This window comes from Herpetosiphon llansteffanensis (assembly GCF_003205875.1).
GTDB lineage: Bacteria > Chloroflexota > Chloroflexia > Chloroflexales > Herpetosiphonaceae > Herpetosiphon > Herpetosiphon llansteffanensis.
The window spans coordinates 25,210-50,879 of the sequence record NZ_PUBZ01000103.1; the positions used below are offsets into that span (position 1 = coordinate 25,210).

Genomic DNA, 25,670 nt, shown 5'->3' on the forward strand with positions numbered 1-25,670 from the left:
CCCCTCGCCCGCGCCACGGGAGAGGGGTTGGGGTGAGGGAATCCAAAAACTAGTCCTCGTCGCGGGAAACCCACCATGCCAACCAAATTAGCAATGGTTGAAACGGCAAGCGCAGCCACAACAAGAATGGGCGTTGTTTGCCAAACAGCGGTGCGTTTTGCCTGAGCATCTGAATGTTGGCAGGAAAAACCGCCAGATACAAAGCCATCAAACCCAAGCCAGCTTTGCGGCGCACGCCGGGCAGCAATAAGCCGAGGCCACCTAAAATCTCAAACACGCCGCTCAGGTAAACCAAGCTCCGTGGACGTGGCAACGAAGGTGGTACAATTTCGACGAATGGCTTGGGATTGGTAAAGTGTAATACTCCAACACCCAGCATAAAACTTGCAAGCAACCCACGAACGAGACGTTTCATTGCACTACCCCATTGGATGGCGAATTGCTGACGAATATTGGCCAGTTACATAATGCTCTAACTGGCGTTCAATATCGCCCAGCAACGCGCTTGCACCATAGCGAAACAAATGTGGATGCAGCCAATGATCGCCGAGTTCTTCCTTGATCAAGGCCAGCCAATCCAGTGATTGCTTAGCAGTTCGGATGCCACCAGCGGGCTTGAAGCCAACTTTATAGCCAGTTTGCTCATAGTAATCGCGGATCGCGCGCACCATCACCAATGAAACTGGCAGGGTTGCATTAACAGGCTCTTTGCCAGTCGAGGTTTTGATAAAATCAGCACCAGCTAACATACAAACGAGGCTGGCTTGGGCAATATTGCGCAAGGTGCCTAGCTCGCCAGTTGCCAAAATCGTTTTCATATGGGCTTCGCCACAGGCTTCGCGAAAGCGGCGCACTTCGTCGTATAAGGCTTCCCAATCGCCGTTGAGCACCAGATGGCGCGAAATCACAATATCGATTTCACGTGCTCCAGCAGCTACTGAAGCTTCAATCTCGCGCAAGCGTAGCTCCATTGGGGCCAAGCCAGCGGGGAAGGCGGTTGAAACCGCGGCAACCGGAATAGCCGTACCTCTAAGTGCTTGCACCGCAGTTTCAACAAAAGTATGGTAGACACAAACCGCGCCTACCGTCAGGTTGAGGCTGCGAATCCCAAGCGCATCGACCAAATCGCCACGAATTGGTTGGCGGGCTTTTAAACATAAACGCTGGACAGTGCCAACGGTATCATCACCAGAGAGGGTGGTTAAATCCATGCAGCTAATGGCTTTCAAAAGCCAGGCTGCCTGCCAATCCTTTTTAACCGTGCGCCGATTTGGCAAGCTGCTCACGCGGCGCTCGACTGCAGAGCGATTGACGCGCAGGCTATTGACCCAGCCAAGGTCGAGCGGGCTGATGGGGTTACGTTGTTCGTGCGTCATTGCCGTGACACGCTCCACTTCGGTTTGCATAGTTCATCCTTGGGGTCGAGCCACAACCGCCCAACCCATATTGGTAGTATCAGAATTTCGGTATCCACAATGCGGATTGTTGCGCTGATAATACCACAAGCGCTTGTGCTTAGTGCAAGCAAGGAGTATCGAGATGACTACAATTCGCCATTCAGTCGAAGCCACAGTGAGCCGCATGGTGCTGCGAACGCTGCGTGAACGCGCCCAAGTTGCTGGCTTGCCACACGCCCGCAGCGATGCACCCCGCGCCTTAGCTGCGTTGCTTGATCAATTGATCAGCGATGTGCTGCCAACAGCTGAAATCCAACGCCAAGCGCAACAGGCCATTGCTGCCGGAATTGGCTGCTTGGTCGTGCCACTTGAGCAAGCGGAAGCTTGGGTTGATGCGACTGCTGGCAGTGGGCTGCGCATCGGCATTGCAAGCGTTAGCCGCGAACAAACCGAACATGCTCTGCGGCTCGGCGTAACCGAAATCGAATTGCCTGTGCCGCAGGCGATTATGAGCGAGGCTGAAGAATTTGAGGCTTGGCTCAGGGCCAATGTGCCATGTTCCTATGATCCGAAGCCGTTGATCAAACTCAATTTAACTGCCTGCCCACAGGCCCAAATTGTGTTACGAGCCTGTGCCCAAGCAGCGACCCACGATCTTGATGTGGTGACGGTAGCGGCTGAGCTGGTAGCTGATGTGCGACGCACAATCAATGCGGCGATAGGAATTAAGGTTAATGCTGTTACTGAGCTGGCCCAAGCCCGCGAACTCTTGAGCGCTGGCTGCACCCGCTTGGAGACAGCTGTGGGCTGGGATTTGTTGGCACAGAGCCAAATAAACCAAAAAGAGCCGTCGTTATGACAGCTCTTTTGCCCAAAAAGGCACTAACTTACTGAATTGCTGGTAAAAAGATTGTACGCCGAACAAAAATGTGGCCATCTGCTTGATTATCGCCCGCTGTATCAGTCGAGTCCATGCCGTTTATGGCAAGCGTAAATGCCTTTTGATCACCAATTGGAGAATTTGGTAAGCCCACATAAACCATAAAGGTCTGCTCACTACAATTCGTTGGAATCTCGTTAAATTGCCAAGTCACGGTATTAGCTTCGATTGTTGGGGTAATGCCACTGGTATCGCTGAGATACTCAATACCATTGGTCAAAGTGAGTGTCACATCAATGTTTTGATGCATAATTGTGCCATCATTGCCAAGGGTCACGGGAATTGCTGCAACTTGATCGTTGGTCGTAGCAACAACCGGATTACTATGAAGCCATGTATTGCCACTTTCACGATATAATCTAGGTTCCAGGCCTACATCAGGGGTATAGGCAGCAAAGATTACACCGCGAGGATTTGCCAGATAGATATAAGGATTCACTAAAGTATTCCACTCAGGGGGTCCAATCAGACTAGCCTGAGTCCCTGTGCAATCAAGTTTCCATGGATGCAATTGAGGATTGCTATTTGTAGGAACAGGCGTATAAGCGGAAAAATAGAGACGCTCACCCACTTTGGTTAGTTCTTGGGGGAAACTACCTTGTCCACCAGGATTAATATCTTGGACTAAGGTTGTTCCGGCACTTGTGCCATCACTCCGCCAAAGCTCACGCCCATAACTACTATGATCAGCTATAAAATAAATATAATCATCAAGCGTATTCAAGATAACAGCTGCATCAGGGCCACTGGGATTAACATCAAGTGGATAGGTTCCTTCAAGTGTGCCATCAGTTCGCCATATACGATCACTGAATGATATAAATCCTTGACCGTTAAGGCTCACAATCTGTGGTTTTACTCCACCACCCTCATTAGGGTCTATTAAAGGTTGTAAACCATTTGGAGTACCATCGCTAACCAAAAGGCCATCAGGTGATGAAATTAACAGCAGTTTTCCATTAACTACAATTGGGCCTTTAATCTCGGAAAATCGACGGTTATCCATCACATGAACGAGGGAGGTTCCCGTAGCAGTGCCATCAGTTTTCCATAAATCAATTTGATAGGTTATATTCGAATCATCAATTGAAGTTGCGACAAAATAGAGGCTCCCTTGAAAATCGATGAGTGGTTGAACTTGCACTTTAACTAGTGTTGATGGATAAATTTCCAAAGATGTGATCAGAATTGGCTGCAATGCTTGATCAAGTTTCCAAAGTTCTAATTTACCTTCGTTAGAAAAAAAGAAATAAAGAGTGTTGTTAATAACTGGAAGCAAACTTATGTGTGAGGCTTTTTCAAGAATGCCTTGATTAAAGCTCACTACTTTTACCAGCGTATTAGCAGAACCATCGCTGCGCCAAATCGAAAACCCATCTTGAGGTGTTGAAGTGGCGAAATAAACATTATCTCCAAAAGCAATCATGCGAGTTGGTAAAAATGATTCTTGTCCATCAGTAGTTAATTTAAAAGTTCCTGCTTCAGTTCCATCACTGCGCCATAAACTGTCTTTAAGTCCTCCATCATTTGCAATAAAATAACTTATCCCATTGAGCATAGTATGTCGATTAGAACCTATTGTACTGATTATACCGACCGAACTATTACTACCTGGGGCAATATCTTTGAGGAGTTCAATCGAGCTTTCCGCCGAAACGCTTACGAGCCAATTGCTACCAACAAAGACGATAGCGCAAAGGGCCACAAATCTCATCCAACTACGACGCATAGCATTTCCCTCATACTAAAACCGTATACCACCAAATCTTTCATAGCCTCAGTATATAAGCATAGGAGTTTAATCGAATAGCCGTACTTTGGTTGGATATTTGGCTACAGGTCAACAGCAGTTTGACATAGACGTAGGCAAGTGCTATACTGGGCGGTCGATGCCCCGTGGTGGGCATGCTTTTTTTGCTGCAATTTTTCGCTGGTAGCAATCACCCAACTGGCTGATTGCAAACCAATTGATTATGACTGTTCGCGGCATTGGGGCGGCAATGCCATAGCTCGTTAGGCTAGAACACGCTCACGGTATAGTAGACGTGAGAACCGTCCGAACTGGGTATTTCCAAGATTTTTGGAGGAATTGAATGCCAACGATCAACCAGTTGATCCGCAAGCCCCGTAAACCTGTGGTCAAAAAGACCAAGGCACCTGCGCTGCGTTTCATCTACAACTCGCTGAAGGGCAAGCTTACCCGCGGCAGCGGCGCACCCCAAAAGCGTGGTGTTTGTACGCAAGTTAAGACCATGACCCCTAAGAAGCCAAACTCGGCGTTGCGCAAAGTGGCACGGGTTCGCTTGTCGAATCAAATGGAAGTGACCGCCTACATCCCAGGCGAAGGTCACAACTTGCAAGAACACTCAGTGGTCTTGATTCGCGGTGGTCGGGTAAAAGACTTGCCAGGCGTACGCTACCACATTGTGCGCGGTACCTTGGACTCACAAGGTGTTAACAACCGCAAGCAAGGTCGCTCGAAGTACGGCACCAAGAAGAACGCCCAAGTTGCAACGGGCAAGAAGAAAAAATAAGGTAGGGTAAAATACAATGCCACGACGACGAAAAATTGCCAAGCGTATTGTGCCTGGTGATCCAATTCACAACAGCGTCCACGTGCAAATGTTGATCAACAAGGTCATGATGCACGGTAAAAAAAGTGTCGCTGAAAACATCGTTTATCGCGCTTTAGAGGTTGCTTCACAACGCTTGACCCGCGAAGCGGTTGATGTGTTCGAACAAGTGTTGCGCAACTCAAGCCCTACCATCGAAGTTCGCCCAAAGCGCGTCGGTGGTTCAACCTATCAAGTGCCAGTCGAAGTTAAAAGCGACCGCCGGATTGCCTTGGCAATTCGTTGGTTGTTGACTGCCGCCCGTGCTCGCAGCGGCAAACCAATGCACGAACGCTTGGCGCTCGAATTGGTCGATGCCTTCAACAACACTGGTGCAACCGTCAAGCGTCGTGAAGAAGTTCACCGTATGGCTGAAGCCAACCGCGCCTTCTCACACTACGCTCGCTTCTAAAGTTTATGGCCACCCCTCACGACCAGCGTCGTGAACAATTGGGTCGGTGACCAGAGCGGCTAGACGCGATGTTTAGCCGCTTTTTGCCTGCATACTTATGGTACAATACAACGTCACCGCCGTGCAGGCTGTCACCAACTAATACTAACCATGTAACGGAGTAAGGAATGCCTCGCTCGACACCACTCGACAGAGTACGCAATATTGGGATTATTGCCCACATTGACGCAGGGAAAACTACTACCACCGAACGGATTTTGTTCTATACCGGTCGTAACTATAAGATCGGTGAAGTCCATGAAGGCGCTGCCACCATGGACTGGATGGAACAAGAACGCGAACGTGGTATCACCATTACCGCTGCGGCTACCACCGCTCACTGGGAATATGCTGAGCAACGCTATCAAATCAATATTATTGATACCCCTGGCCACGTGGACTTTACCGCTGAAGTAGAGCGCTCATTGCGCGTGCTCGACGGTGGCGTAGTGGTGTTCGACGCAGTGGCCGGTGTGGAGCCACAATCAGAAACGGTGTGGCGACAAGCTGATAAATATAATGTGCCTCGGATTTGTTTTGTCAACAAAATGGACCGCATGGGCGCGAACTTCGACCGTACCGTCAGCATGATTGTCGATCGCCTTGGCGCTAAGCCTGTGCCGATCCAATTGCCAATCGGGGCCGAAGATCGCTTCCAAGGCATCATCGACTTGATGGAAAACAAGGCTATCTTCTACATGGACGATGTTGGTAAAGTCCAAGAAGAACGCGAAATTCCTGCTGAATTGGCTGAAAAAGCCAAAGAAGCCCGCGACTATATGCTCGAAGCAATCGCCGAAACCGATGATGAGTTGATGATGCTCTACCTCGAAGGCGAAGAATTGCAAGTGCCAGAATTGCGCCGCGCCCTGCGCGCTGCCACCATCGGCAACAAATTGGTGCCGGTCTTGTGTGGTTCAGCCTTGAAGAACAAAGGCGTACAACGCATGCTCGACGCTGTTGTGTTGCTCTTGCCTTCACCATTGGAAATTCCAGTGACCAAGGCTGTGCGCCCAGGCGTTGATTCAGAAGCTGAAGACGCAGAGTTCATCGAGCGCCCAGCCGACGAAAATGCCCCATTCACTGGCTTGGTCTTCAAAATTATGGCTGACCCATTCGTGGGTAAGTTGGCCTACTTCCGCGTTTACTCAGGTAAGCTCGAAACTGGCTCATACGTTTTGAACACCACCAAGAACAAGCGCGAACGCGTTGGCCGCTTGCTGCAAATGCACGCTAACCACCGCGAAGAAATCAAGGAAGTGTACGCAGGCGATATTGCTGCTGTGGTGGGTCCAAAAGATACCTTCACCGGCGATACCATCTGTTCACCAGATGATCCAGTGGTTTTGGAAAGCATCAAGTTCCCAGAACCAGTTATCTCGGTGGCGATTGAGCCAAAAACCAAGGCCGACCAAGACAAGATGTCGATTGCACTCTCACGCTTGGCCGAAGAAGATCCAACCTTCCGCTTGAACACCGATGTCGAAACTGGCCAAACGATCATCCGCGGGATGGGCGAATTGCACTTGGAAGTTATCGTCGACCGCATGATGCGCGAATTCAAGGTTGAAGCCAACGTTGGTAAGCCTCAAGTGGCCTACCGCGAAAGCATCACCAAGAGCGTCGATATCGATAGCAAGTTCGTGCGCCAATCGGGCGGTAAAGGTCAATACGGCCACGTCAAAGTCAAGTTCGAGCCATCAGGCGAAGGCGAAGGCTATATCTTCGTCAATGGTATCGTTGGTGGGGTTGTACCTCGCGAATACGTACCAGCAGTCGAAGCCGGTATCCGCGAAGCCATGGAAACTGGCGTTATCGCTGGCTACCCAGTGGTCGACGTGAAAGCAACCTTGTTCGACGGCTCATACCACGACGTTGACTCGTCGGAAATGGCCTTCAAGATTGCCGCTTCAATGGCCTTGAAGGACGGCGTTCGCCGCGGTGGACCTCAAATCTTGGAACCAATCATGAAGATCGAAGTGATTGTGCCCGAAGATTACATGGGTAGTGTCATCGGTGACGTAAACAGCCGCCGTGGTCGCATCGAAGGGATGGAAGCTCGCGGTAACGCTCAAGTCGTGCGTGGCTTCGTGCCATTGGCCAACATGTTTGGTTATGTCAACGATTTGCGCTCACAAACCCAAGGCCGCGCTACCTACTCGATGGAGTTCCATCACTACGAGCCAATTCCACGCAACTTGCAAGAAGAATTGGTCGAAAAATCACGCGGCTAAAGCTGCTACATTGCGCAACAGATGGGTCGATTGGGTATACCAATCGGCCCATTTTCTTTTAACTTTTTTGTGCGTATAATAAAGCACACAGATGCAATCCTGCTTCCAGCAATCCGGAGCCAATACCCATGATCCGAATTACCCAACGCCAAGCAACTCTTGCCCTCTTAGTGCTGTTAAATATCACCACTGCCGCAATCGATGTTGTGATCGGTCTGCGCAATGGCTGGCAAGAACCTCTCTTGATGGGTGGTATTTTGCTGGTACTAATTGGAATAAGTTTTGCCTATTGGCGAGGTATTGCATGGAGTCGCTGGTTAATGGTAGGCTTTGTGACCATTATCTGCGCAGGCTTTGTCGATAAAACGCAGCCAGTCAGCCTAATGACCCTGATCCCGCCTCTGATGGCATTGATTATGGGTTCTTCAACAGCGGTGATTATAAGTGCAGTCGTTGGGTATGGTGGCATTTTAGTCCGATCAAATTTCGATGGGGTTTATGCTGCGGTCGATAATCTGGTTGCCTATGGCCTAATCGTTGCCGCAATGGTGCTGATTCGCACCATCAATGAAACTAATCTGGTGGCCTTGCGCGAAACCATCAGTAAATCCGATGGCGAGCAGCGTCGGATTAAAGCCCAATCAACATTAATGCGCAACCAAGCAGATGCCTTGCTCAAGCAAAATCAGGAGCAACAACGCCTATTTACCTTGGTCGAAACCCTCGAAACTCCAGCAGTCACGATTGCTGCCAACGTGTTGCTGGCTCCCTTGGTCGGCGCACTCGATACCAAACGGATCGAGCAAATTCAAAAACGCTTGCTGGCAACCATCCATCGCCAACGCACCCGCCTGTTGATTCTGGATATGGCTGGTGTGCGTGAGCTGGCCAACGACGCTGCCGAAAAAGTTTTAGTGATGGTTCAGGCGATTCGCTTGCTTGGCTGCGATGTAACAATTACCAGCGCTTCAGCAGAAATTGCCATGCAATTCGGCGATCTTGGGGTCGATCGCGAGCTGTTCAAAACTGCCCAAACGCCCCAAATTGCCCTTGAACAGAGCGTTTATAGCTTGAGCAAGCACTAATTTGACAAGCAATCAAGGTTGTGCTATTATACATAGGTCAACGCGGGGTGGAGCAGTGGTAGCTCGTCGGGCTCATAACCCGAAGGTCAGAGGTTCGAATCCTCTCCCCGCAACCACAACTAAAGATTTGAGCGGCTTGCTTATACCAAGCCGCTCATTCTGTGCCGATGTAGCTCAGGGGTTAGAGCGAACGACTCATAATCGTTAGGTCACTGGTTCAATTCCAGTCATCGGCACCATTTTTTATTTTAGCCACAATTTTTCCTCAACTCACTCCTAATTATCTCAGCTAGTTCTCAGCTTCTCACAAGTTTGCTCTCACATCGCTTGCAGCCAAAATCAGCTTGCTTTTGCGTAGAATCATCGTGTTAGTCTTGATGTAGAAAGGACCAGCGATGAAGTGGTTATGGCGCATCGGTTTTTTAATGTTGAGCCTCAGCTTGGTGCTCAAGCCAGCATCCGCCCAGCAAAACCAACCAATTAGCCGCGATATTGTGAGCGAGCATACGATTACGCAGCTTAAACTTGATGGCAATTGGCTAGCATGGCGTACCTGGCGTACCGATTTCGTGAATTATACGAGCGAATTACTGGTAACCAATCTTGCGACTGGCACGAGTGTTAGCGTTGGCAGTATTCAAGGTCAAACCTACGATTTCTTTATTGCCAATGGGCGGGTAATCTGGCGCGACAATCAATCAATATATCGGTATGATCTGGCGACGCAAACCAGTACAACGTTGCAAACCCCACGCCATCCTGATCAGATGCGTTGGACTGTTGCTGGCGATTGGTTAGTTTGGCTAGAAGTTACTGGAACTATCCCAGAAATTACGAATAGTATCTGGAAATTGCACCTGAGTGGCAATCAGGCTCCAATCTTGGTTGGCAGCGAGCAAGCCACGATCTACGGCACAGATTCGCTGCAATCTGATGGAGAAATTATTAGTTGGTCGTATGGAACCCAAAATGCCGGCAAATACGGTTACTGCTCGGAAATTCATTACCTGGCGTTTGATGGCTCGCAAGCACCAAAAAAACTAGCTGAAGCCGAGTGTAATGCGACGATTAAACAAAATATTTTGCTGAATAAGCGCTTTTACTATTGCAAAAACAAAAATTTATACGCCAAAACTCTGGAAAATACCGAAAACTTAATCAATGAAAACAATTGTCATTTTGATATTGTTTCTGGTTTCGCTGCAAGCCAAAATTTCTTGGTAGCGGTCAATTACACCACTGAGAACAGACCTAATTTCGATTTGGTAGGCTTTGATGTTCGCCAAAAAAGCATGTTTCGGATTGATCATTTTGCTTATAGCGATAACAATCGGCCATCGATTTCTATTCATAATTCGGTGGTGGCATGGAGCGACCATCGTGGAGCAAAGCCAGTCATTCATGTGCGGCCAATTGCCGAGGTTGTGCCAACTGCCCCGCGCCAAGCCAACGATCCATTAGTCGCGAATCGTAGCTACTACCCTGAAAGCATGCACTCGCTTGGCGGTTTGTTTGAGCAATATTGGCAAAAAAATGGGGGCTTAGCGGTGTTTGGCTATCCGCTTAGCGAAGAATTTAGCCAAGTTAATGCAGATACTGGCAAAACCTACACGGTGCAGTTTCTCGAACGCCAGCGCTACGAGCACCACCCTGAGTTGGCAGGCACGCCCTACGAGGTTTCGCTTGGCCGCTTAGGAGCAGAACGTTTGGCAACACTCAATCGCAATTGGCAAAATGAGGGCGATAGCTCAGCAGGCTCAGAACAATTGCCCGGTCAATGCCAGCATTTTGCCACCACCGATCGCAAGGTTTGCGGTGCATTCCTGAGCTATTGGCAAAGCCATGGGTTGGATTTAGGCGAGCCTGGGGTTAGTTACGCTGAATCATTAGCCTTATTTGGTTTGCCGCTCACCGCCCCGCACATGGAAATTAATCCTGATGGCGATCGGGTGCTGACCCAATGGTTTGAGCGCGCTCGTTTTGAATGGCATCCCGATAATCCAGCACAGTTTCAAGTGCAGCTTGGCCGTTTGGCTGCCGAACAAATTCCCAGCTTAGGTTGGTAATCACGTTGATCAAACATCGCCCTTAATTCAAGGGCGATGTTTGCATTTTAGCTAAATTACTGCTGTTGAACGCTAACCAATTGGTGACTTTGGTGTCTTAATGGATAGAGGCGTAACTAACACGCTGATTGAAAGGATGACACCATGAGCTTTTGCGATATAAAAACCGGAACCTGTGCGCCCGAAGCGCCAGCCAATGAACCAAGCATTGACCATGATGTGACCCAGACTGAATCAGTAAACCACATATTTGCTGAAATTCTGTATGCCACCGACCCCATTTGCTCGCATTGTTGGGCGCTGGAGCCAGCGTGGCGCAAGTTGCTCTATCATTATGGCGCAAATGTGAAGTTTCGTCATGTGTATGGTGGCTTATTGCCAGGCTGGCAAGGCTTTCAGGATACAGGGGCGGGCATTCGCAAGCCTGCTGATGTTGCGCCCCACTGGGCCGAAGTTGCCCAACACTATGGCCAGCCGATTGATCCCAGCGTTTGGCTGACCGATCCGCTCGATTCTTCGTATCCACCATCGATTGCGGTGCATGCAGTGCGCATGCTGGCTCCCGAACACGAAGAAATCTTTTTGCGCCGAATTCGCGAAGCCCTGTTTCTAGAAGCGAAAAATATTGCTTGCTTTGAATTGCTGGCCGAATATGCCCAAGCATTAGGGATTGATGGGCAGCAATTTACAACCCTCTATCAAAGTGGCGTTGCCGAAGCCAGCTTTCGCCGCGATTTAGCCGAAATTCGCCAACTGGGCGTGCGTGGTTTTCCAACCCTGATTATTCAAGCCAATGCAGGCAAACGCGCAGTATTGCATGGCTCGCAGCCGTATGCCCGTTTGGAGCAAGCCTTGCTACAGGCAACTGGTTTGGAGCCAGCCACGCAAACGCCAACGCCTGAGCAAGCGCTCAAAGCCTATCAAAGCGGCACAACCAAGGAATTTGCCGAGTTGCTGAACCGTAGCCACGCAGCAACGGCTGAAGCGCTAACCGCAATTGGAGCCAAACGGACAGCAATTGCCGGCGATGCGTTTTGGAGTATTTAGGCGCTTGCTACGCTAGTTGAGGTACAATTGCAATGTGCCAATAATGGAGCAATTGAGCGATGGAAGCAAGCGAACTTAATGCCCACGATCGGCTGATTGCCATGATAACCCGCGAGCCACAGCGGCTGATGCGCCGAATTGGCCGCTTGATCAGTGACGATTTTGTGGCTGAAGATCTGGCGCAAGAATCACTGGTGCGGGCTTTGCGCAATATTACCAGCGTGCGCCAATCCGATGAGGGCGTGGTTTGCAAATGGCTTGATCGGATTGCCCACAATGTTGCGATTAATTATGCCCGCGATCAAGGTCGCCAACCGCTTGGCGTATCGCTTGATGCCCCAAATGCTGTTTATAGCGAAACGATTAGTACCAACGAGCCAGAACCAGCTGCAATGCTTGTGCAAGCTGAAGTGCAGCACGAATTGCTTGATCTGATTCGGGCCTTGCCAGCTGAATTTCGCGCAGTATTTCTCTTACGCGATGTCGAAGGCTTATCAACTGCCGCAACCGCCCAAGCTTTGGCGATTGATGAAGGTTTGGTCAAATGGCGCTTGCATAAAGCCCGCAAACGCTTACGAGCACAATTGCAGCTTGATCTTGCTGCGCGTTCTGACTAAACTCAAATGCCGCAACTAATCGCGTTTGATCAGTTGCGGCAGAATTAAATTATTCGGTTGCCACCCCGCCACAATTTGGATCGCTGCAACTGCATTGCGTAGCTGGTTGCTTGCGCCGCAGCAATAATAACGGAATCGCACAAGGAATCAGACAGGCGATCATCATGACGATTGGCGTTGCGCCTGCCAATAATCCGCCCAACGCGCTACGTTCAAAAAAGAATACCCCAAGCATACTGGCTGCAATGATCAATAACCCAACTTTGCTGCGTAGCAAGCCAAAACACTCTTGCAAAAGTTTCATCGAATCCTCCTTTATAACCTGATAGTTGTACGCTATCATGTGAAGTGCACTTTAAGTCAAGCAGGAGTTTTGGCCGATGCAAGGATTATCAATTGGCGAGGTCGCAGCCCAAACCGGCCTTCAGCCATCAGCAATTCGCTATTATGAGCAGATGGGGTTAATTCCCAAGCCGCAGCGCCATAATACCCGCCGCCGCTATGATCCAAGCGTGTTGCAATGGATTAGCTTGATCAATTTGGCCCGCAAAGCTGGTTTTTCGATTGCTGAAGTTCAAACATTAATCCATGGATTTGAAGCTGATACACCGCCCTCTGCCCGTTGGCAAACGATGGCGAGTAGCAAACTCGTTCAAGTTGCCCAGCAAATGCAGGTATTACAAAACATGCAGGCCTTGCTAACCCATGGCTTGGAATGCCAATGTTTGCGGCTCGAAGATTGTCGGATTAGCAACGAGCAGGGGTGTAATGAGGGTTGTTCTGGCGCAGATCAGACTTGATCGGCTTTTTTACTAAGGAGTGCTTGATGACTGATAGCGTTATCAACAACATGGATATCGATGATGATGCCATTCGTGAACGGCTCAAGGATCCATCAACCAATCTCACCTCTATGTTTCTGCGCTGCCCTGCCTGCGATACAATTATGCTGGTCGATTGGGAAGAACATCGGATGTATGTCGATCCGAACAATATCTTTGATCGCTTTACCATGGAACCGATGCTGAACGATATTGTATGCCCTGGATGTGGTGGCCCGATTGAACCCAACGAATTGCTCTTGGCGGATAAACCGGAAATCAGTCCATGGCATGTTCCTCGTAGCTTAATCCTTGCAAGCGACTGGGCATGGGCGATCTATCCCATTCGGAGTAATTCGGGAACTAGCCTTGCTGCGCCGCTATAACCAGGAACAATTGGTTTCGCCAAGCCGATACAGCAATGGTAACTTCATAGATAAAGCGATCATTAGGAATAAACTCAACGTTGATCCAGTCAACGGCAACGTTAATTTTTTTGTGCATTCTGATGAACTATTTTTGCCATCTACTCATAAATATCAGCCATGATAAGCACTTAATAGAGATCAATACTGGCTGATAAATCGAGTCATCAGCCAGAAAATCGCTTCGTTATGTTTATGTCACTTAGCCTTTATTGGGCCAAGGGTTTGAGCTTGGTTGCAGGTTTGGAGGGGCGGCTGAAGAAGCCCAAGCAGCCACCAAACGCCAAGCCAACCAGCAGCCAATAGAGGCTTAGCCCAGCCAACGACCAAGCCCGAAACTCGTTGACCAACTCCATGGGCAAGCGAATTGGGTCGGTAGCCGCAGGAAACGCCAGTTGGATGATTGCGCCGCTGAGCGCCAGTAACGCGCCGCTAACAACCCACTGTGGCAAACGCCAACGGGCCGCAACCCAACGCCCAAGCGCCAACGCGCCAACCACGCCGATAGCAGAGGCAAACTGAATGCCGATGTAGAGTTGCTGGCGCACATTGACCGTATCTGGCTCGCCAACGCCTGGTGGATTGGCGGGATACTTCAAGAATGGCATGAGCGCGCAGGCCCAGAATACCAAAAAGCCAAATAACAAGGCAGTGCGCCGCACACCAAGCTGGCAAAAAAAGCCTTGGCCAAGATGAAATACCACCGACAACAACAAGGCCCAGCTTAGTCCATACAAACCATAGCCCACAAATAAGCCAATTTTTTGGCCGTTGCGGCTGACGATTGGCTCATCACCGCCAGCATGTGGCGCTTCGTTGAGCGTATGATTCACATCTTCAAGGCCAATTGCTTGGTCAATCAACGGCTCGGTGAACACTAAATGGAAGGCTGCAACAACCGTGCCTGCCAGCAATACCGCCAACAGCAGCGCCTTGAGCACAACTCCAAAAGAAAATCGTTGCATCAGAATCTCGCTTAATGGCAGGGCATGCCGTTAACATGGCGGCTATCGTGAACCGATTCGTGAATCAGATTTTGGGTATAGGCAACTTGGCCTTGAATTAAGCTCAGCAGTTGGCCTTGATCCAACGCCATCAAGAAAAACAGCAATAATCCCAACCCCAGCGAAACCACATAGGCGCGCCATTGCGGTTTTGCTCCCGTCGAAACGTCTGCTAGCATGAAATTCCTCCTACACAACGCCAAACAGCACGCGGCCACCGCCGGTGCATCAGAAGCATTCATCAACTACGAATTGTGCTGAATGGCGTAAGTATAGAAGTCCAGATCATGTCAAACTTTTGTCCATTATTAGCAAGGTATATAGATGCCATCACACGGTTTGGGCTATAAAAAAGCGCTGCTCGATTAGCATCAAGCAGCGCTGCCAAACATTATTTTGCGTCGTCGATGGCGCTTTGCAAGGCGCTTTGGCTGAGGGTCGAAACTGCTTTGCCATTGACAAAGAAGCTGGGGGTGCCACGCACATTGAGTGCTTGAGCATCAGCATTATCACGTTCGATCTTTTGCATAATCGCTGGGTCGCTCAAATCTTTGGCAAATTTATCGCCATCAAGACCCAATTCTTGGGCATATTGCAACATCAACGCAGTTTGGGGCGCTTGCTTATTGCCCCATTCGCTTTGCTTGGCAAACAACAGCTCTTGCATTTCCCAATATTTGCCTTGGTTGCCAGCAGCTTCAGTTGCAGCCATCGCCAAAACTGAGTTGTTATGCAATGGGAGGTAGCGCACCACTAAGCGCACGTTATCGCCATTTTGGGCCAGCACATCCTTGATAATTGGATAGAACGCCTTACACGACGAGCATTCTGGGTCGAGAAACTCAACCACGGTTACTGGCGCATCAGTCTTGCCCAAAACGGGGCTATCAGTATGCACCAAGCGCGAAATATCGACCGTCTGGGTCGAACTGGCTTGGCTTTGGGTCAGCAGCACCACGGCCACAATTAGTAACACCGGAATACTCAACCAGAGCAACATTTTAACTTCGCTGGGCAAACCACCTTGGGGCTTGCGGGTGCGGCTTTGGCGTTTTTTATTGCTAGCAATCGATTTACTCATAATCAAGCTCCTTCGCTGGTTTAACAAATAACAAAGCAACGATGATGACACTGAAGGCGACCCAGGCTAAAAGGGGAATCGTAATAAAGCCATACCAGTTGATCCAACGGGCAAGGCACGAAACCCCAGCGCTACACGGCGCAAGTTCAGCTGAAATTACGCCATAGGTCAGCAAACAGTGATAGCTGGCGATTAACCAACCGCCAACGCTCAACGGCAAGGCATACCAACGCATTGCCGCATCGCGGCGAATGATCCCAACGGTGAGAATTGCCACCAAGGGATACATGAAAATCCGTTGATACCAGCACAAATTACACGGCGGAAAGCCCTTGACTTCGCTAAAGTAGAGGCTGCCAAGCGTGGCAACTACGGCCTGAAGCCACGCTAAATAGCCAAGATTTTGGCGGACACGTTGTCCAAATGAAATACTCGTTCGATCATCAGCATCGTTAAGATCCGATGATTCAATCGCTGAGGGTTGCATAACATCCTTCTTTGGTTATTTTTTCGAGCGCACAGATCGATCAGATCAGCCGATCAGCGATGCTGAGGCAGATTGATCATTAACCTTGGTATGAAGGATTAAATGGCTTTTGGAGGGGGGACGACGAGGGCCAAACTTGGCGAACGATAGTGCAACGCATCGGGCATCCAATGCAGTTGATCGGCCACGAGGATTAACTCAAATTGGTCGGAAGCCAGTAAAAATGGGGCGGCATGGCTGACGCAGGCATCACTTGGCGATTTTGCCGGCGTAGAAATCGGCTGTTCGGCATGATGCTCATCAGCAAAGCCTTGGCTGGCTTGGGTTGCACACGGATATTGATAACTCATCAACATCCGTGGTTGGCATGGCGCAAGCACCAACGGAATCAGCAGCAACACAATTGTGCTGAGCCACGTCATCGTGCGTAAAATGTGCAATTCATGAGCCATACAAACAACCTACAATCCTTTTCGTTAACTATACTATACCAAAATCAGCTTAAAAGACCAAATTTGGCGTTTGCCAATGAGTTTGCTATAGTACAGATTGTGGTTAAATGGACGGAATGAACATGGCATACGAACAATCATTTTTGGGCTATTGGTGGTTAAGCAGCGTGATCATGCTGCTGCTGCTGCCAATTGGCCAAGCCAATCAACCCCAGCCAACGATGCGCTGGTGGTTCTACCCATGTATGCCACAGCTGAACGATGCGCCGCAATCAAGCCCCGAAGCGCCGCTGTCGCTGCCACTCAACCCAAGCGCCGACCACATGTATAACCCATTGAGTTGGCATCTCCCAAGCGAGCTACCCAATTTAAGCCCACTCAAACAACGGTGGCGCTATTGGGAAACCCCACTTTTGCGCTACGCGATGTGGTTTCACCCGCAATACGTGCCACCCCCAAAAACTCTTTAATCATTTCAAGCGTCGAATTATTGGCCCGATGCCCACTGCTGTGGGGTATTTAGTATTTTTGAGGTTTTGCAATGTTTTTACGCTATGGGCAGTTAATCCTGCTGAGTTTGCTATTCGTGAGTTTAATCGGTTGTAGCCGCACCCCAAGCGACGACCCACGCTTGACGATGAGCCTTGAACAAACGCCAAGCACAATCGGCGTACAAACAATCGTCTTGGTGATCAACGATGGCACAACGCCGCTCGACAACGCCAAAGTTCAAATCGAAGCAACCATGACTCACGCCGGCATGCCATCGCAAATTGTGCAAATGCAGGCACTCGGCGCTGGCAACTATCAGGCGAGCATTGATTTTTCGATGCTTGGCGAATGGGTCTTGATTGTGAATGTGACTGAAGCCAATGGCGCAGTGATGCAACGAACCTTGCCTTCTTTCAACATTCAATAAACCAAGGGAGTTGAATCATGCAACAGATTCCGGCAATCGATTTGCTGAAACTACCGGGCTTGCGCTGGCTTGGCCGCTGGCGCTACGCTCGTTTTGCGCTGCAACTGCCGCTGTTTTGCTTGGCGCTGCTGATGGTGTGGGATGGCTTGACTGGCGCGCAGCTGGCTCCCAAAAATAGCGCCACGGTGATTGTGTGGGTGCATTATCGTGGCTTTTTGATGCTGGCCTTGTTGGTGGTGGGCAATCTGTTTTGCATGGCCTGCCCGTTTATGTTGCCGCGCAATCTAGCCCGCCGTATCATCAAGCCACGTTTCAAATGGCCAACCTGGCTGCGCAATAAATGGCTAGCGGTAGGCTTGTTGGTGCTGTTCTTCTTTGCCTACGAGCGCTTTGATTTGTGGGCCTCGCCGTGGTGGACAGCGATGCTGATTGTGAGCTATTTTGCTGCTGCCCTGCTGATCGATAGCAGTTTTCAGGGTGCGCCATTTTGTAAATATGTCTGTCCGCTGGGTCAATTCAATATGTTGAGTTCCACCCTCTCGCCAATTGAGGTTGCAGTGCGCCAGCCGCAACGCTGCCAAACCTGTGAAACCAAAGATTGCATTGTGGGGCGTGATGATCAACCTGGCTGTGAATTATGGTTGTTTCAGCCCAAAAAAGTTGGCAACCTCGATTGTACGATGTGTTTGGATTGTATTCATGCTTGCCCACACGATAATATTGGCTTGTTGGCGCGTGTGCCAGGCCAAGAATTGATTAGCCTGCAACCACGCTCAGGGATTGGCAAAATCGAAGAGCGCAGCGATTTTAGCGTGCTGATGTTGGTGTTTACTTGGGGCGCGTTGCTCAACGCCTTTGGTATGATCAGCCCAGTTTATACGTTTTACAACTGGTTGACCACCCAATTTGCGATCACCAGCGAAACCTTTTTGCTGAGTGTGGTCTTTATCTTGGCCTTGGTGATTGAGCCAGTGGTTTTGCTGGGCGGCGCGGCATGGCTCTTTCGCCGCATCAGCGGCCATAACGAACGCTTGATCGCGATCATCAATCGCTTTATGAAGGGCTTTTTGCCAATTGGCATTGCCATGTGGACAGCGCATTATGCCTTTCACTTTATCATTGGCTTTTGGACGATTTTGCCAGTGCTACGCTCGCTATTGGCCGAAGCAGGCATCAATTTTAGCTGGATGCCAGTCACCGGATTAAGCCCGCTCGTGCCGCAAGCGATGATTTACCCCTTTCAAATGGGCATGATTCTGCTGGGCAGCGTGCTTTCAGCAGTGATCACGTGGCAAACGACAACGACAATGAGCAAACAACGCCAACACTGGGCTTGGCTGCCATGGGCGCTGGTCATCGTGGCGATGGCTGGCAGTGCGATGTGGCTTTTGAGCCAACCCATGGATATGCGTGGCATTCTAGAAGGATAATTACATGCAAACCATCCAACGCTGGCTGATTCTCGTGCGGGGAATGTTTGTGGCCAGCCTGATTCTGGTGAGCCTTGTGCCAATACAACCAGCAGCGGCCCACTTTGGCGAGCCATACACCGTGCTCTACGACCAAAAACTAGGCGATTTTACGCTTTCGATGAAGGCCGACCCTGATGTTGGCACTGGCACATTTTTCAGCGATGTTGAACTGCCGAGCAGTATGGCAGATGGCGAAGTGACGATCGCAATTCAAGCAGTTGCTGATGTGAATAGCACGGGGCCAAGCACCTCAAGCGCCAGCGGCCAAAGCACCAGCCACAAAGCCAGCATCGAACAAAAAATCGAATTCGACCAAGAAGGCTATTGGACGCTCGATGTAACGGTGAGTGCGGGCAATCAGACGGGCCAGCATCAATTTAAAGTGCTGGTTACACCACCATTTCCGCCGTGGATCACGACGGTGATCTGTTTAGCGCCATTTTTGATGGTTGGCGCAATTTGGACGCTGACCATGCGCCGCAATGCAATGCTCAAGCAACAGCAAGCAGAAAACAACGAGCATGAGGGGTCAGGGGTCAGGAGCTAGGGTTCAGATAGTGTATTTAACCACGAAGGACACGAAGAGCACGAAGAGGCAATTTAACTCTTTTACTTCGTGTCCTTTGTAGATCATCATTTTGATTTTTGCCTTCATCCCTCATCCTTCTCTTTTGATTTCTGCCTTCAATTCTGATCTCTATGCTCTATGTTCTATGTGTACTGGTTCATTGGATTGACAATGATGAGCATGCCCTCACCCCCCAACCCCCTCGCCCACTGGACGCGGGCGAGGGGGAGCCGACCGTTTCTCACCAAGGAATTGGGGGAGAGCTACGGTGTTAAAGCCCCTCGCCCGCGCACGGGAGAGGGGTTGGGGTGAGGGGATCATGCGGTGGTTAACCTGATGAACCAGTACATCTATGCTCTATGTTCTTCATCATTTTGATTTTTGACTTCTGCCTTCATCCCTCATCCTTCATACTTATTAATACTCTGCTAGTTTTTTTCTGGCCCAATTTGTGCGATGATAGATACGTGCAATGGAGCACAAGCGGAATCGGGCAAGCAGCTTATGCGATGGAGAATCTGGCTTGATTCGACCTGTTCGATTAGTCGATAGTCTTGAGTTACGGCGAGCGCCGTACACCTATATGTTATTGGGCAGTGAGCAAGTATTGGCGGGCAGTCATCGCCCGATGAGCTTTGCGCTGCGCTGTTTGCTGCCGTTCGCCCAAGATCGCCATACCTTGGTGTATCACGAGCGTGGGCTACGCGGCTATGTGCAAGGTTGGTATCGATTAAATAGTGCTGATGCAGATTTGGTGTATCTGGCATCGCAACCATTTCGGCGTGGCATGCGCCAGCCAACCGACCCCGATGTTTGGTACCGTTTGCTCGAAGCGTTTGTGGTGCGCATGGGTTCGCGCAATATTGAGCGCGTTTTTGCGCCCTTGGCTTCGAATTCACCCTATTTGGAAGTTTTTCGCCAACTTGGCTTTCAAAGTTATGCTACACGGCAGGTTTGGCGCACGTTAACGCCCGAAGTTGCCGAAGGTAGCTCAATCATTGTTTTACGCCCACAACAGCGCCGCGACCCGCTTGCAATCCAACGATTGTATGAGGCAATAACCCCTGCAACTGTTGTACGATATGAAGGACGAACGTCGCGATCATGGCAACTGCCGGTCGTTGCACGTCACGGAGTTCGTCAGCGCTCTTGGGTGCTTGGGCGCGATGGCCGAGATGATATTTTACGAGCGGCGTTGCATGTGTGGCTTGGCCCACACGCCGCAGTCATGAGCCTTCTAATCGATCCTGCTGAGCAACGCTTAGCCTCGTCGGTTATTCGATTTGGAATGAGCCAATTGGCCAATGCTCATCAAGGTGTCGTCTATCTCCTGCTGCCAGAATATCATGGCGAGTTGCATCACAACTTAGAGGAGATCGGCTTTGAACATATTGGAGATCAACGCCTTACGGTCAAGGAACTGACAGTGCCATTGCGCAACCCGTTGTTGCGGCCTGTGCTGGAAGGAACGAGAGAAAGCGTCGTTAAGCCGTCGCTGTCATCTTCGGTTCGCTCCGAACCGTCTATCTAAACACACTCCGGCGTGTGTTTGAGAAGGATGCAACTAAACATGTTAGATCGTCGCGAAATTACCCATAATATCGATCTGTTGCTGTCAACCTTGCCGCCACGTTTGGCTGAGCCGTTGGCAACTCACGAACAGAAAGATCAAGTTATAGAAATTGTCATGGATTTGGGGCGCTTGCCAGAAGCGCGTTTTCGCCACGACCAATCAAGTTTCCTCAGCGAAACTGAGGTCGGACGCGAAGATCTCGATTATGTGACTGAGCGCATTGGCCAATTTGGCGAAGATAATCGCGCTGGGATTCAGCGCACGCTGCACCGTATTTCAGCGATTCGCAATCGCTCGGGAGTGGTGATTGGCCTGACCTGTCGGGTTGGCCGTGCTGTCTATGGCACGATCGAAATCGTGCGCGATTTGGTCGAGGCTGGCAAATCGATTCTGATTCTTGGCAAGCCTGGCACTGGTAAAACCACCATGCTGCGTGAAGTCGCCCGCGTTTTGGCCGACGACTTCCTCAAACGGGTGGTGATCGTCGATACATCGAATGAAATTGCTGGCGATGGCGATATTCCACACCCTGGAATTGGCCGCGCCCGCCGCATGCAAGTAGCTCGGCCAGCAGAACAACACAATGTGATGATCGAAGCGGTCGAAAATCACATGCCCCAAGTGATTGTGATCGATGAAATCGGGACAGAATTGGAAGCTCAAGCTGCGCGCACGATCGCCGAGCGCGGGGTGCAATTGGTTGGCACAGCCCACGGGAACACCTTGGAAAACCTGATGCTCAACCCAACGCTCTCCGATTTGATCGGTGGGATTCAAGCAGTAACCTTGGGCGATGAAGAAGCACGGCGACGTGGCACGCAAAAAACCGTGCTCGAACGCAAAGCTCCGCCAACCTTCGATGTGTTGGTCGAAATTCAAAGCTGGGACGATGTAACGGTCTATCAAGAAGTTGCCTCAGCTGTCGATTCGATTTTGCAAGGCAACGAGCCAAGCGCTGAGCAACGTACTAAAGACGAGCAAGGCCATGTCGAGGTGCACGAAGGTCGGCCAGAACGTGCTGATAGCGAAGCCAGCACAATGCTCACGCGGCGTGGCGGCTATCGCAACCGCGAGCGTGAGCGCGACCGTGACCATGGCGAGCGCGATTGGCGGCGCAAAAGCGATCGTCGCGAAGCCCAACGCGAAGAACGCGAACGCTATGCGATGACCATGGCTAGCCCGAGCGCAAGCCTAAACACCGAAGAACCAAGCGTCGTGGTCAAAAAACCAGGCAAAAACGCCCCAGCGCGAATCTTTGCCTTTGGGGTAAGCCGCAATCGCCTGGAAAAAGCCCTCGATCGTTTGGGCATTACCGCCAGTTTGGTGCGCGAAATGGATCAAGCAACGATGGTGATCACCTTGAAAAATTACTATCGCCAACATCCAACGCGCCTCCGCGATGCAGAGGAACGGGGTATTCCGGTGTATGTCTTGCGCTCGAACACCCAAACCCAAATGGAAGAATGCCTTGGCTCGGCCTTCGAAATTAGCGTCACGCCCAGCGACCCGTTGAGCGAGGCCATGGAAGAGGTCGAAGAGGCAATTAGCCAAGTTATGGATGGCTCAACCGAAAGTATCGAACTGAGCCCACAAAGCTCGTATGTACGCAGGTTGCAACATCAGATTGTTGAGCGGTACAATCTACAATCAGAAAGTACTGGCAAAGAACCACGTCGCCGGATTCGCATCTTTCGCTAAATCGGCATCGTGGGCTCAACGCTGTTGGACTGTAGGGGAACCATGAGCTTGTTCATTACCTTTGAAGGCCCGGAAGGTAGCGGGAAAAGCACCCAAGCCCGCTACCTCAAGGATTATCTGCAACAGGCTGGCTATCCAGTCATCTTAACTCGTGAGCCAGGCGGAACGCCGATTAGCGATGCTGTGCGTCGGCTTGTGCTCGATGGTCAATGGACGGCGATGGAGCCGACAACCGAAACCCTTTTGTTTGCTGCCGCTCGTGCTCAGTTAGTTGGCGAGGTTATCTTGCCCTACCTGAAGCTGGGCGGTATCGTTTTGTGCGATCGCTATGCAGACTCGACCTTTGCCCACCAAGGCTATGGCCTAGGCCGCAATCTCACCGAGTTACGCGAAATCACCCGTTTTGCGACTGGCGGCTTACAGCCCGATGTGACCTTCTTCCTCGATTTGCCAGTTGAGCAAGGCTTACAGCGCAAACGCAAGCAGCGCGATGATTTTCGCGAATCGAGCCAATTGGCCTTGCCATTGCCGCATTTGCCGCAACCAACCCCCAGCCAAAGCGAGCATTGGAATCGGCTCGATGCGCGTGAAATCGCCTACCACGAACGCGTGCGCAACGGCTACCTTGAAATGATCGCCGCCGATCAACAACGCTGGCAAGTGTTTGATGCAGACATTGAACGTGAAACCCTCACCGCCCAATTGCTAGCGGCGGTTCAGCCCTATCTCAGCACGATTAAAACGCTGAGCTAAGCCCCAGATATAAGCTGCATCTCAGTCGGGTATCAGGCTGAGATGCGCTTGGGCTGTGGTTTGATATGGTACAATAGCCCAATCGTGGCAACGTGCCAGTATTCTAAACCCATGCAGTCGCCCCGCAATGCTGGGGCATTCTTCAGGAAAGCATAGGAACATGACAGAAATTATTGCAGAACTTAAAAGCATCTTGCCGATTGTTGGCATGATTGTTGGGGGCTATTTGGTGCTCCTCTGGGTTGCTTCGCTGGTATGGACATACCGCGATATTAGTAGCCGCTCCAACGATATTTTGGTGCAAGTGCTTTCAACCTCAATGGCCTTCTTTTTGCCATTCGCAGGGTTGCTGTTATATATGTTGGTGCGTCCGCGCGAAACCCTCACTCAAAAATACGAGCGCGAATTGGAAGAAACCTTTATGCGCCGCGATATTGAGGATGAGCATGTCTGCCCGAATTGCCAACGTAGCATTCAGGCCGATTTTGTGCTGTGCCCCCACTGCCAAACCCATTTGCGCCGCAATTGTGGCAACTGCGAACGGGTCATCGATTTGACCTGGCAGGTTTGCCCATACTGTGCCGCTCCCGCCAATACCCGCATCAACAGCCAACCATTGCGCCAACCAGAATATGAACAACAGTACGCCCGCTAATCAGCAGATTTGCCCTATTTGCCGCAATGCTGTCCAGCCAATGCCACGTTATCCGCGCTATGTTTGCGCCGATTGCGTGGCATTGGCGACTGATCAGCATGGCTGTGGAGTGCAATTTTTCAATACTGGCGTGCTTGGCACTGGCTGCGCTGGCAGTTATCGCGCTGATCAATCGCGCTATGCATCCAACCTGTGTTGGATCAACGGCCAGCGTTGCGCCGCCAGAGAAGCACGCTTCGGCGGAATTGTGATTGAGGTTGTTGACGATGAATGAGCAGGAACATTGGCAAGGGTTTATTACGGCATTTAACGAGGAACGCTTTGTTGATGGCGTGCTACAATTGGAAGAATTGTGGTTTCCCAGCCGCAACGACCTCTATCGTGGCCTAATTCGCTTGTCGGTAGCGCTCAATCAACTGCGCTTGGGCATTGTCGATAGCCCACGGCTCCTGCTTGCCAGCGCCCACGAAATGCTGGCTCCCTTTGAAACCAATCAACACAAGCTTGATATTGCGCGGATTCGCGCGTACATTCAGGCCTGCGCCAGCCTCATTCCTGCCGATTTACACACCGGTCAAGGTCGCATCGATTGGGATCTGGTTCCACGAATTCAGCTCTAAATAGTTTCAGGCTTGAACACACCGATCAAACCATAGCACTGTAGCAGCCAATTAATCATTCATTGGGCTGGTGAATTGGCATTACTTCGGCATGTATCCTGATGTAGCACAGGATTATATGTGTGTGAAGGAGTTGCCATGACCCAGATCATCGATAAACTGGCGTGGATTCAGATTGTTGATAAACGCATTCTTAGTACCCGTTCCAAAGGTAAAACGATCTATTATCTTCCTGGTGGCAAGCGCGAACAGGGCGAAACCGATTACGAATGCTTAGTGCGCGAGATCAAAGAGGAACTTGATGTCGATCTCATCCCTGAAACCCTCAACTTTGTGGGTACATTTGAAGCCCAAGCCCATGGTCATAGCGAAGGGATCATTGTCAAAATGACCTGCTACAGTGGTAATTATCAGGGAACCCTACACGCTTCAGCTGAAATTGAGGAACTCTTGTGGTTAGTGTATGCCGATAAAGCCAAAAGTTCTCAAGTAGACCAAATTATTTTTGATTGGCTCAAAGAACGTGATCTGATTCATTAATCGTATGGATTCAGGATAGGCTCAAGCTGCTGAGGGCCTAGGTTTAACAAACACGGGTATCTACTAGCAGATTGGCTCATATTAATTGACATAGCACATGTGTTCGTGTATACTCAAAAACACAAATTCTCCAAGCTGCTGCTTGTAATCCAC

30 protein-coding genes and 2 tRNA genes are annotated in these 25,670 nt (G+C 50.3%); 23 read left to right on the forward strand and 9 right to left on the reverse strand.

The features are described from left to right. Positions 1-49: 49 nt before the first annotated feature. Together C5S61_RS15005 and deoC are read right to left on the reverse strand one after the other, a co-directional pair. On the reverse strand, positions 50-415 hold the full coding sequence (locus C5S61_RS15005) for a DoxX family protein (RefSeq protein ID WP_110515985.1): 366 nt from the start codon (positions 413-415) through the stop codon (positions 50-52). A gap of 4 nt (positions 416-419) precedes the next feature. Further along, the gene (gene deoC / locus C5S61_RS15010; RefSeq protein ID WP_110515987.1) at positions 420-1,406 is read right to left on the reverse strand and encodes a deoxyribose-phosphate aldolase; all 987 of its coding nucleotides are present in this window, start codon (positions 1,404-1,406) and stop codon (positions 420-422) included. Positions 1,407-1,539: 133 nt separating this feature from the next. Between deoC and C5S61_RS15015 the strand changes: the two genes are divergently transcribed. Continuing rightward, the gene (locus tag C5S61_RS15015; protein ID WP_110515989.1) at positions 1,540-2,256 is read left to right on the forward strand and encodes a hypothetical protein; all 717 of its coding nucleotides are present in this window, start codon (positions 1,540-1,542) and stop codon (positions 2,254-2,256) included. Positions 2,257-2,284: 28 nt separating this feature from the next. On the opposite strand, the gene C5S61_RS15020 is transcribed toward C5S61_RS15015, so the two are convergent. Beyond that, a complete protein-coding gene (locus C5S61_RS15020) occupies positions 2,285-4,066 on the reverse strand; it encodes an ELWxxDGT repeat protein (RefSeq protein ID WP_110515991.1) in 1,782 nt (593 codons plus the stop codon). 364 nt (positions 4,067-4,430) lie between these two features. On the opposite strand from C5S61_RS15020, the gene rpsL reads away from it, so the two are divergent. The 9 genes from rpsL (at position 4,431) to C5S61_RS15065 (ending at position 12,449) form a co-directional block, all read left to right on the forward strand. Beyond that, complete coding sequence (gene rpsL / locus C5S61_RS15025) at positions 4,431-4,871, forward strand: 30S ribosomal protein S12 (protein WP_054535174.1); 441 nt, start codon at positions 4,431-4,433, stop codon at positions 4,869-4,871. 16 nt (positions 4,872-4,887) lie between these two features. Next, on the forward strand, positions 4,888-5,361 hold the full coding sequence (gene rpsG, locus C5S61_RS15030) for a 30S ribosomal protein S7 (protein WP_110515993.1): 474 nt from the start codon (positions 4,888-4,890) through the stop codon (positions 5,359-5,361). 167 nt (positions 5,362-5,528) lie between these two features. Continuing rightward, entirely contained in the window at positions 5,529-7,634 is a 2,106-nt protein-coding gene (gene fusA / locus C5S61_RS15035) for an elongation factor G (protein WP_110515995.1), read from the forward strand. 128 nt (positions 7,635-7,762) lie between these two features. Next, positions 7,763-8,719 (forward strand): STAS domain-containing protein, encoded by a 957-nt coding sequence (locus C5S61_RS15040; protein ID WP_110515997.1) that lies wholly within the window; start codon positions 7,763-7,765, stop codon positions 8,717-8,719. Between the two features lie 41 nt (positions 8,720-8,760). Next, a tRNA-Met gene (locus tag C5S61_RS15045) sits at positions 8,761-8,835 on the forward strand. Between the two features lie 47 nt (positions 8,836-8,882). Then, positions 8,883-8,958, forward strand: a tRNA-Met gene (locus C5S61_RS15050). 156 nt (positions 8,959-9,114) lie between these two features. After that, a complete protein-coding gene (locus tag C5S61_RS15055) occupies positions 9,115-10,785 on the forward strand; it encodes a hypothetical protein (RefSeq protein ID WP_110515999.1) in 1,671 nt (556 codons plus the stop codon). Positions 10,786-10,929: 144 nt separating this feature from the next. Further along, a complete protein-coding gene (locus C5S61_RS15060; protein WP_110516001.1) occupies positions 10,930-11,832 on the forward strand; it encodes a DsbA family protein in 903 nt (300 codons plus the stop codon). A 59-nt stretch (positions 11,833-11,891) separates the two neighbouring features. After that, on the forward strand, positions 11,892-12,449 hold the full coding sequence (locus C5S61_RS15065; RefSeq protein ID WP_110516003.1) for a sigma-70 family RNA polymerase sigma factor: 558 nt from the start codon (positions 11,892-11,894) through the stop codon (positions 12,447-12,449). A gap of 49 nt (positions 12,450-12,498) precedes the next feature. Here C5S61_RS15065 and C5S61_RS15070 read toward each other — a convergent pair whose 3' ends face one another. Then, positions 12,499-12,753: a hypothetical protein gene (locus C5S61_RS15070; protein WP_110516005.1), complete on the reverse strand. Its 255-nt coding sequence runs from the start codon at positions 12,751-12,753 to the stop codon at positions 12,499-12,501. A 76-nt stretch (positions 12,754-12,829) separates the two neighbouring features. Between C5S61_RS15070 and C5S61_RS15075 the strand changes: the two genes are divergently transcribed. After that, positions 12,830-13,249, forward strand: a complete 420-nt coding sequence (locus C5S61_RS15075; RefSeq protein ID WP_110516007.1) for a helix-turn-helix domain-containing protein — start codon at positions 12,830-12,832, stop codon at positions 13,247-13,249. Between the two features lie 26 nt (positions 13,250-13,275). Beyond that, a complete protein-coding gene (locus tag C5S61_RS15080; RefSeq protein ID WP_110516009.1) occupies positions 13,276-13,656 on the forward strand; it encodes a hypothetical protein in 381 nt (126 codons plus the stop codon). Positions 13,657-13,904: 248 nt separating this feature from the next. On the opposite strand, the gene C5S61_RS15085 is transcribed toward C5S61_RS15080, so the two are convergent. From C5S61_RS15085 to C5S61_RS15105, 5 genes are all read right to left on the reverse strand, one after another. Next, the gene (locus C5S61_RS15085) at positions 13,905-14,660 is read right to left on the reverse strand and encodes a CbtA family protein (RefSeq protein WP_110516011.1); all 756 of its coding nucleotides are present in this window, start codon (positions 14,658-14,660) and stop codon (positions 13,905-13,907) included. An 11-nt stretch (positions 14,661-14,671) separates the two neighbouring features. Next, on the reverse strand, positions 14,672-14,878 hold the full coding sequence (locus tag C5S61_RS15090) for a CbtB domain-containing protein (RefSeq protein ID WP_164689512.1): 207 nt from the start codon (positions 14,876-14,878) through the stop codon (positions 14,672-14,674). 212 nt (positions 14,879-15,090) lie between these two features. Further along, positions 15,091-15,780, reverse strand: coding sequence for a DsbA family protein (locus C5S61_RS15095; RefSeq protein WP_110516014.1), 690 nt, complete (start codon positions 15,778-15,780; stop codon positions 15,091-15,093). Beyond that, positions 15,773-16,267, reverse strand: a complete 495-nt coding sequence (locus C5S61_RS15100) for a disulfide oxidoreductase (protein ID WP_110516016.1) — start codon at positions 16,265-16,267, stop codon at positions 15,773-15,775. Before C5S61_RS15100 ends, C5S61_RS15095 begins: the two co-directional genes overlap by 8 nt. Positions 16,268-16,365: 98 nt before the next feature. Further along, complete coding sequence (locus C5S61_RS15105; RefSeq protein WP_110516018.1) at positions 16,366-16,719, reverse strand: hypothetical protein; 354 nt, start codon at positions 16,717-16,719, stop codon at positions 16,366-16,368. Between the two features lie 122 nt (positions 16,720-16,841). Here C5S61_RS15105 and C5S61_RS15110 point away from each other — a divergent pair, with 122 nt between their 5' ends. The 11 genes from C5S61_RS15110 to C5S61_RS15160 all read left to right on the forward strand — a co-directional run bounded on the left by C5S61_RS15110 (position 16,842) and on the right by C5S61_RS15160 (position 25,517). Continuing rightward, positions 16,842-17,189, forward strand: a complete 348-nt coding sequence (locus C5S61_RS15110) for a hypothetical protein (protein WP_110516020.1) — start codon at positions 16,842-16,844, stop codon at positions 17,187-17,189. Positions 17,190-17,260: 71 nt separating this feature from the next. Next, on the forward strand, positions 17,261-17,638 hold the full coding sequence (locus C5S61_RS15115; protein ID WP_110516023.1) for a FixH family protein: 378 nt from the start codon (positions 17,261-17,263) through the stop codon (positions 17,636-17,638). 17 nt (positions 17,639-17,655) lie between these two features. Continuing rightward, entirely contained in the window at positions 17,656-19,068 is a 1,413-nt protein-coding gene (locus C5S61_RS15120; protein WP_110516025.1) for a 4Fe-4S binding protein, read from the forward strand. Between the two features lie 4 nt (positions 19,069-19,072). Further along, positions 19,073-19,657 (forward strand): hypothetical protein, encoded by a 585-nt coding sequence (locus C5S61_RS15125; protein ID WP_110516027.1) that lies wholly within the window; start codon positions 19,073-19,075, stop codon positions 19,655-19,657. A gap of 544 nt (positions 19,658-20,201) precedes the next feature. Then, positions 20,202-21,209 carry a hypothetical protein gene (locus C5S61_RS15130; RefSeq protein ID WP_124033437.1) on the forward strand — a complete coding sequence of 336 codons (1,008 nt, stop codon included), beginning with the start codon at positions 20,202-20,204 and terminating at the stop codon, positions 21,207-21,209. Between the two features lie 39 nt (positions 21,210-21,248). Beyond that, the gene (locus C5S61_RS15135; protein ID WP_110516031.1) at positions 21,249-22,949 is read left to right on the forward strand and encodes a R3H domain-containing nucleic acid-binding protein; all 1,701 of its coding nucleotides are present in this window, start codon (positions 21,249-21,251) and stop codon (positions 22,947-22,949) included. A gap of 42 nt (positions 22,950-22,991) precedes the next feature. Then, positions 22,992-23,702: a dTMP kinase gene (gene tmk / locus C5S61_RS15140; RefSeq protein WP_110516033.1), complete on the forward strand. Its 711-nt coding sequence runs from the start codon at positions 22,992-22,994 to the stop codon at positions 23,700-23,702. Between the two features lie 160 nt (positions 23,703-23,862). Then, positions 23,863-24,357 carry a zinc ribbon domain-containing protein gene (locus C5S61_RS15145; RefSeq protein WP_110516035.1) on the forward strand — a complete coding sequence of 165 codons (495 nt, stop codon included), beginning with the start codon at positions 23,863-23,865 and terminating at the stop codon, positions 24,355-24,357. A 40-nt stretch (positions 24,358-24,397) separates the two neighbouring features. Then, positions 24,398-24,631, forward strand: a complete 234-nt coding sequence (locus tag C5S61_RS15150; protein ID WP_240614526.1) for a hypothetical protein — start codon at positions 24,398-24,400, stop codon at positions 24,629-24,631. Then, on the forward strand, positions 24,624-24,977 hold the full coding sequence (locus C5S61_RS15155) for a DUF309 domain-containing protein (protein WP_110516038.1): 354 nt from the start codon (positions 24,624-24,626) through the stop codon (positions 24,975-24,977). Before C5S61_RS15150 ends, C5S61_RS15155 begins: the two co-directional genes overlap by 8 nt. Positions 24,978-25,115: 138 nt before the next feature. Next, on the forward strand, positions 25,116-25,517 hold the full coding sequence (locus tag C5S61_RS15160; protein WP_110516040.1) for an NUDIX hydrolase: 402 nt from the start codon (positions 25,116-25,118) through the stop codon (positions 25,515-25,517). Positions 25,518-25,670: the final 153 nt, after the last annotated feature.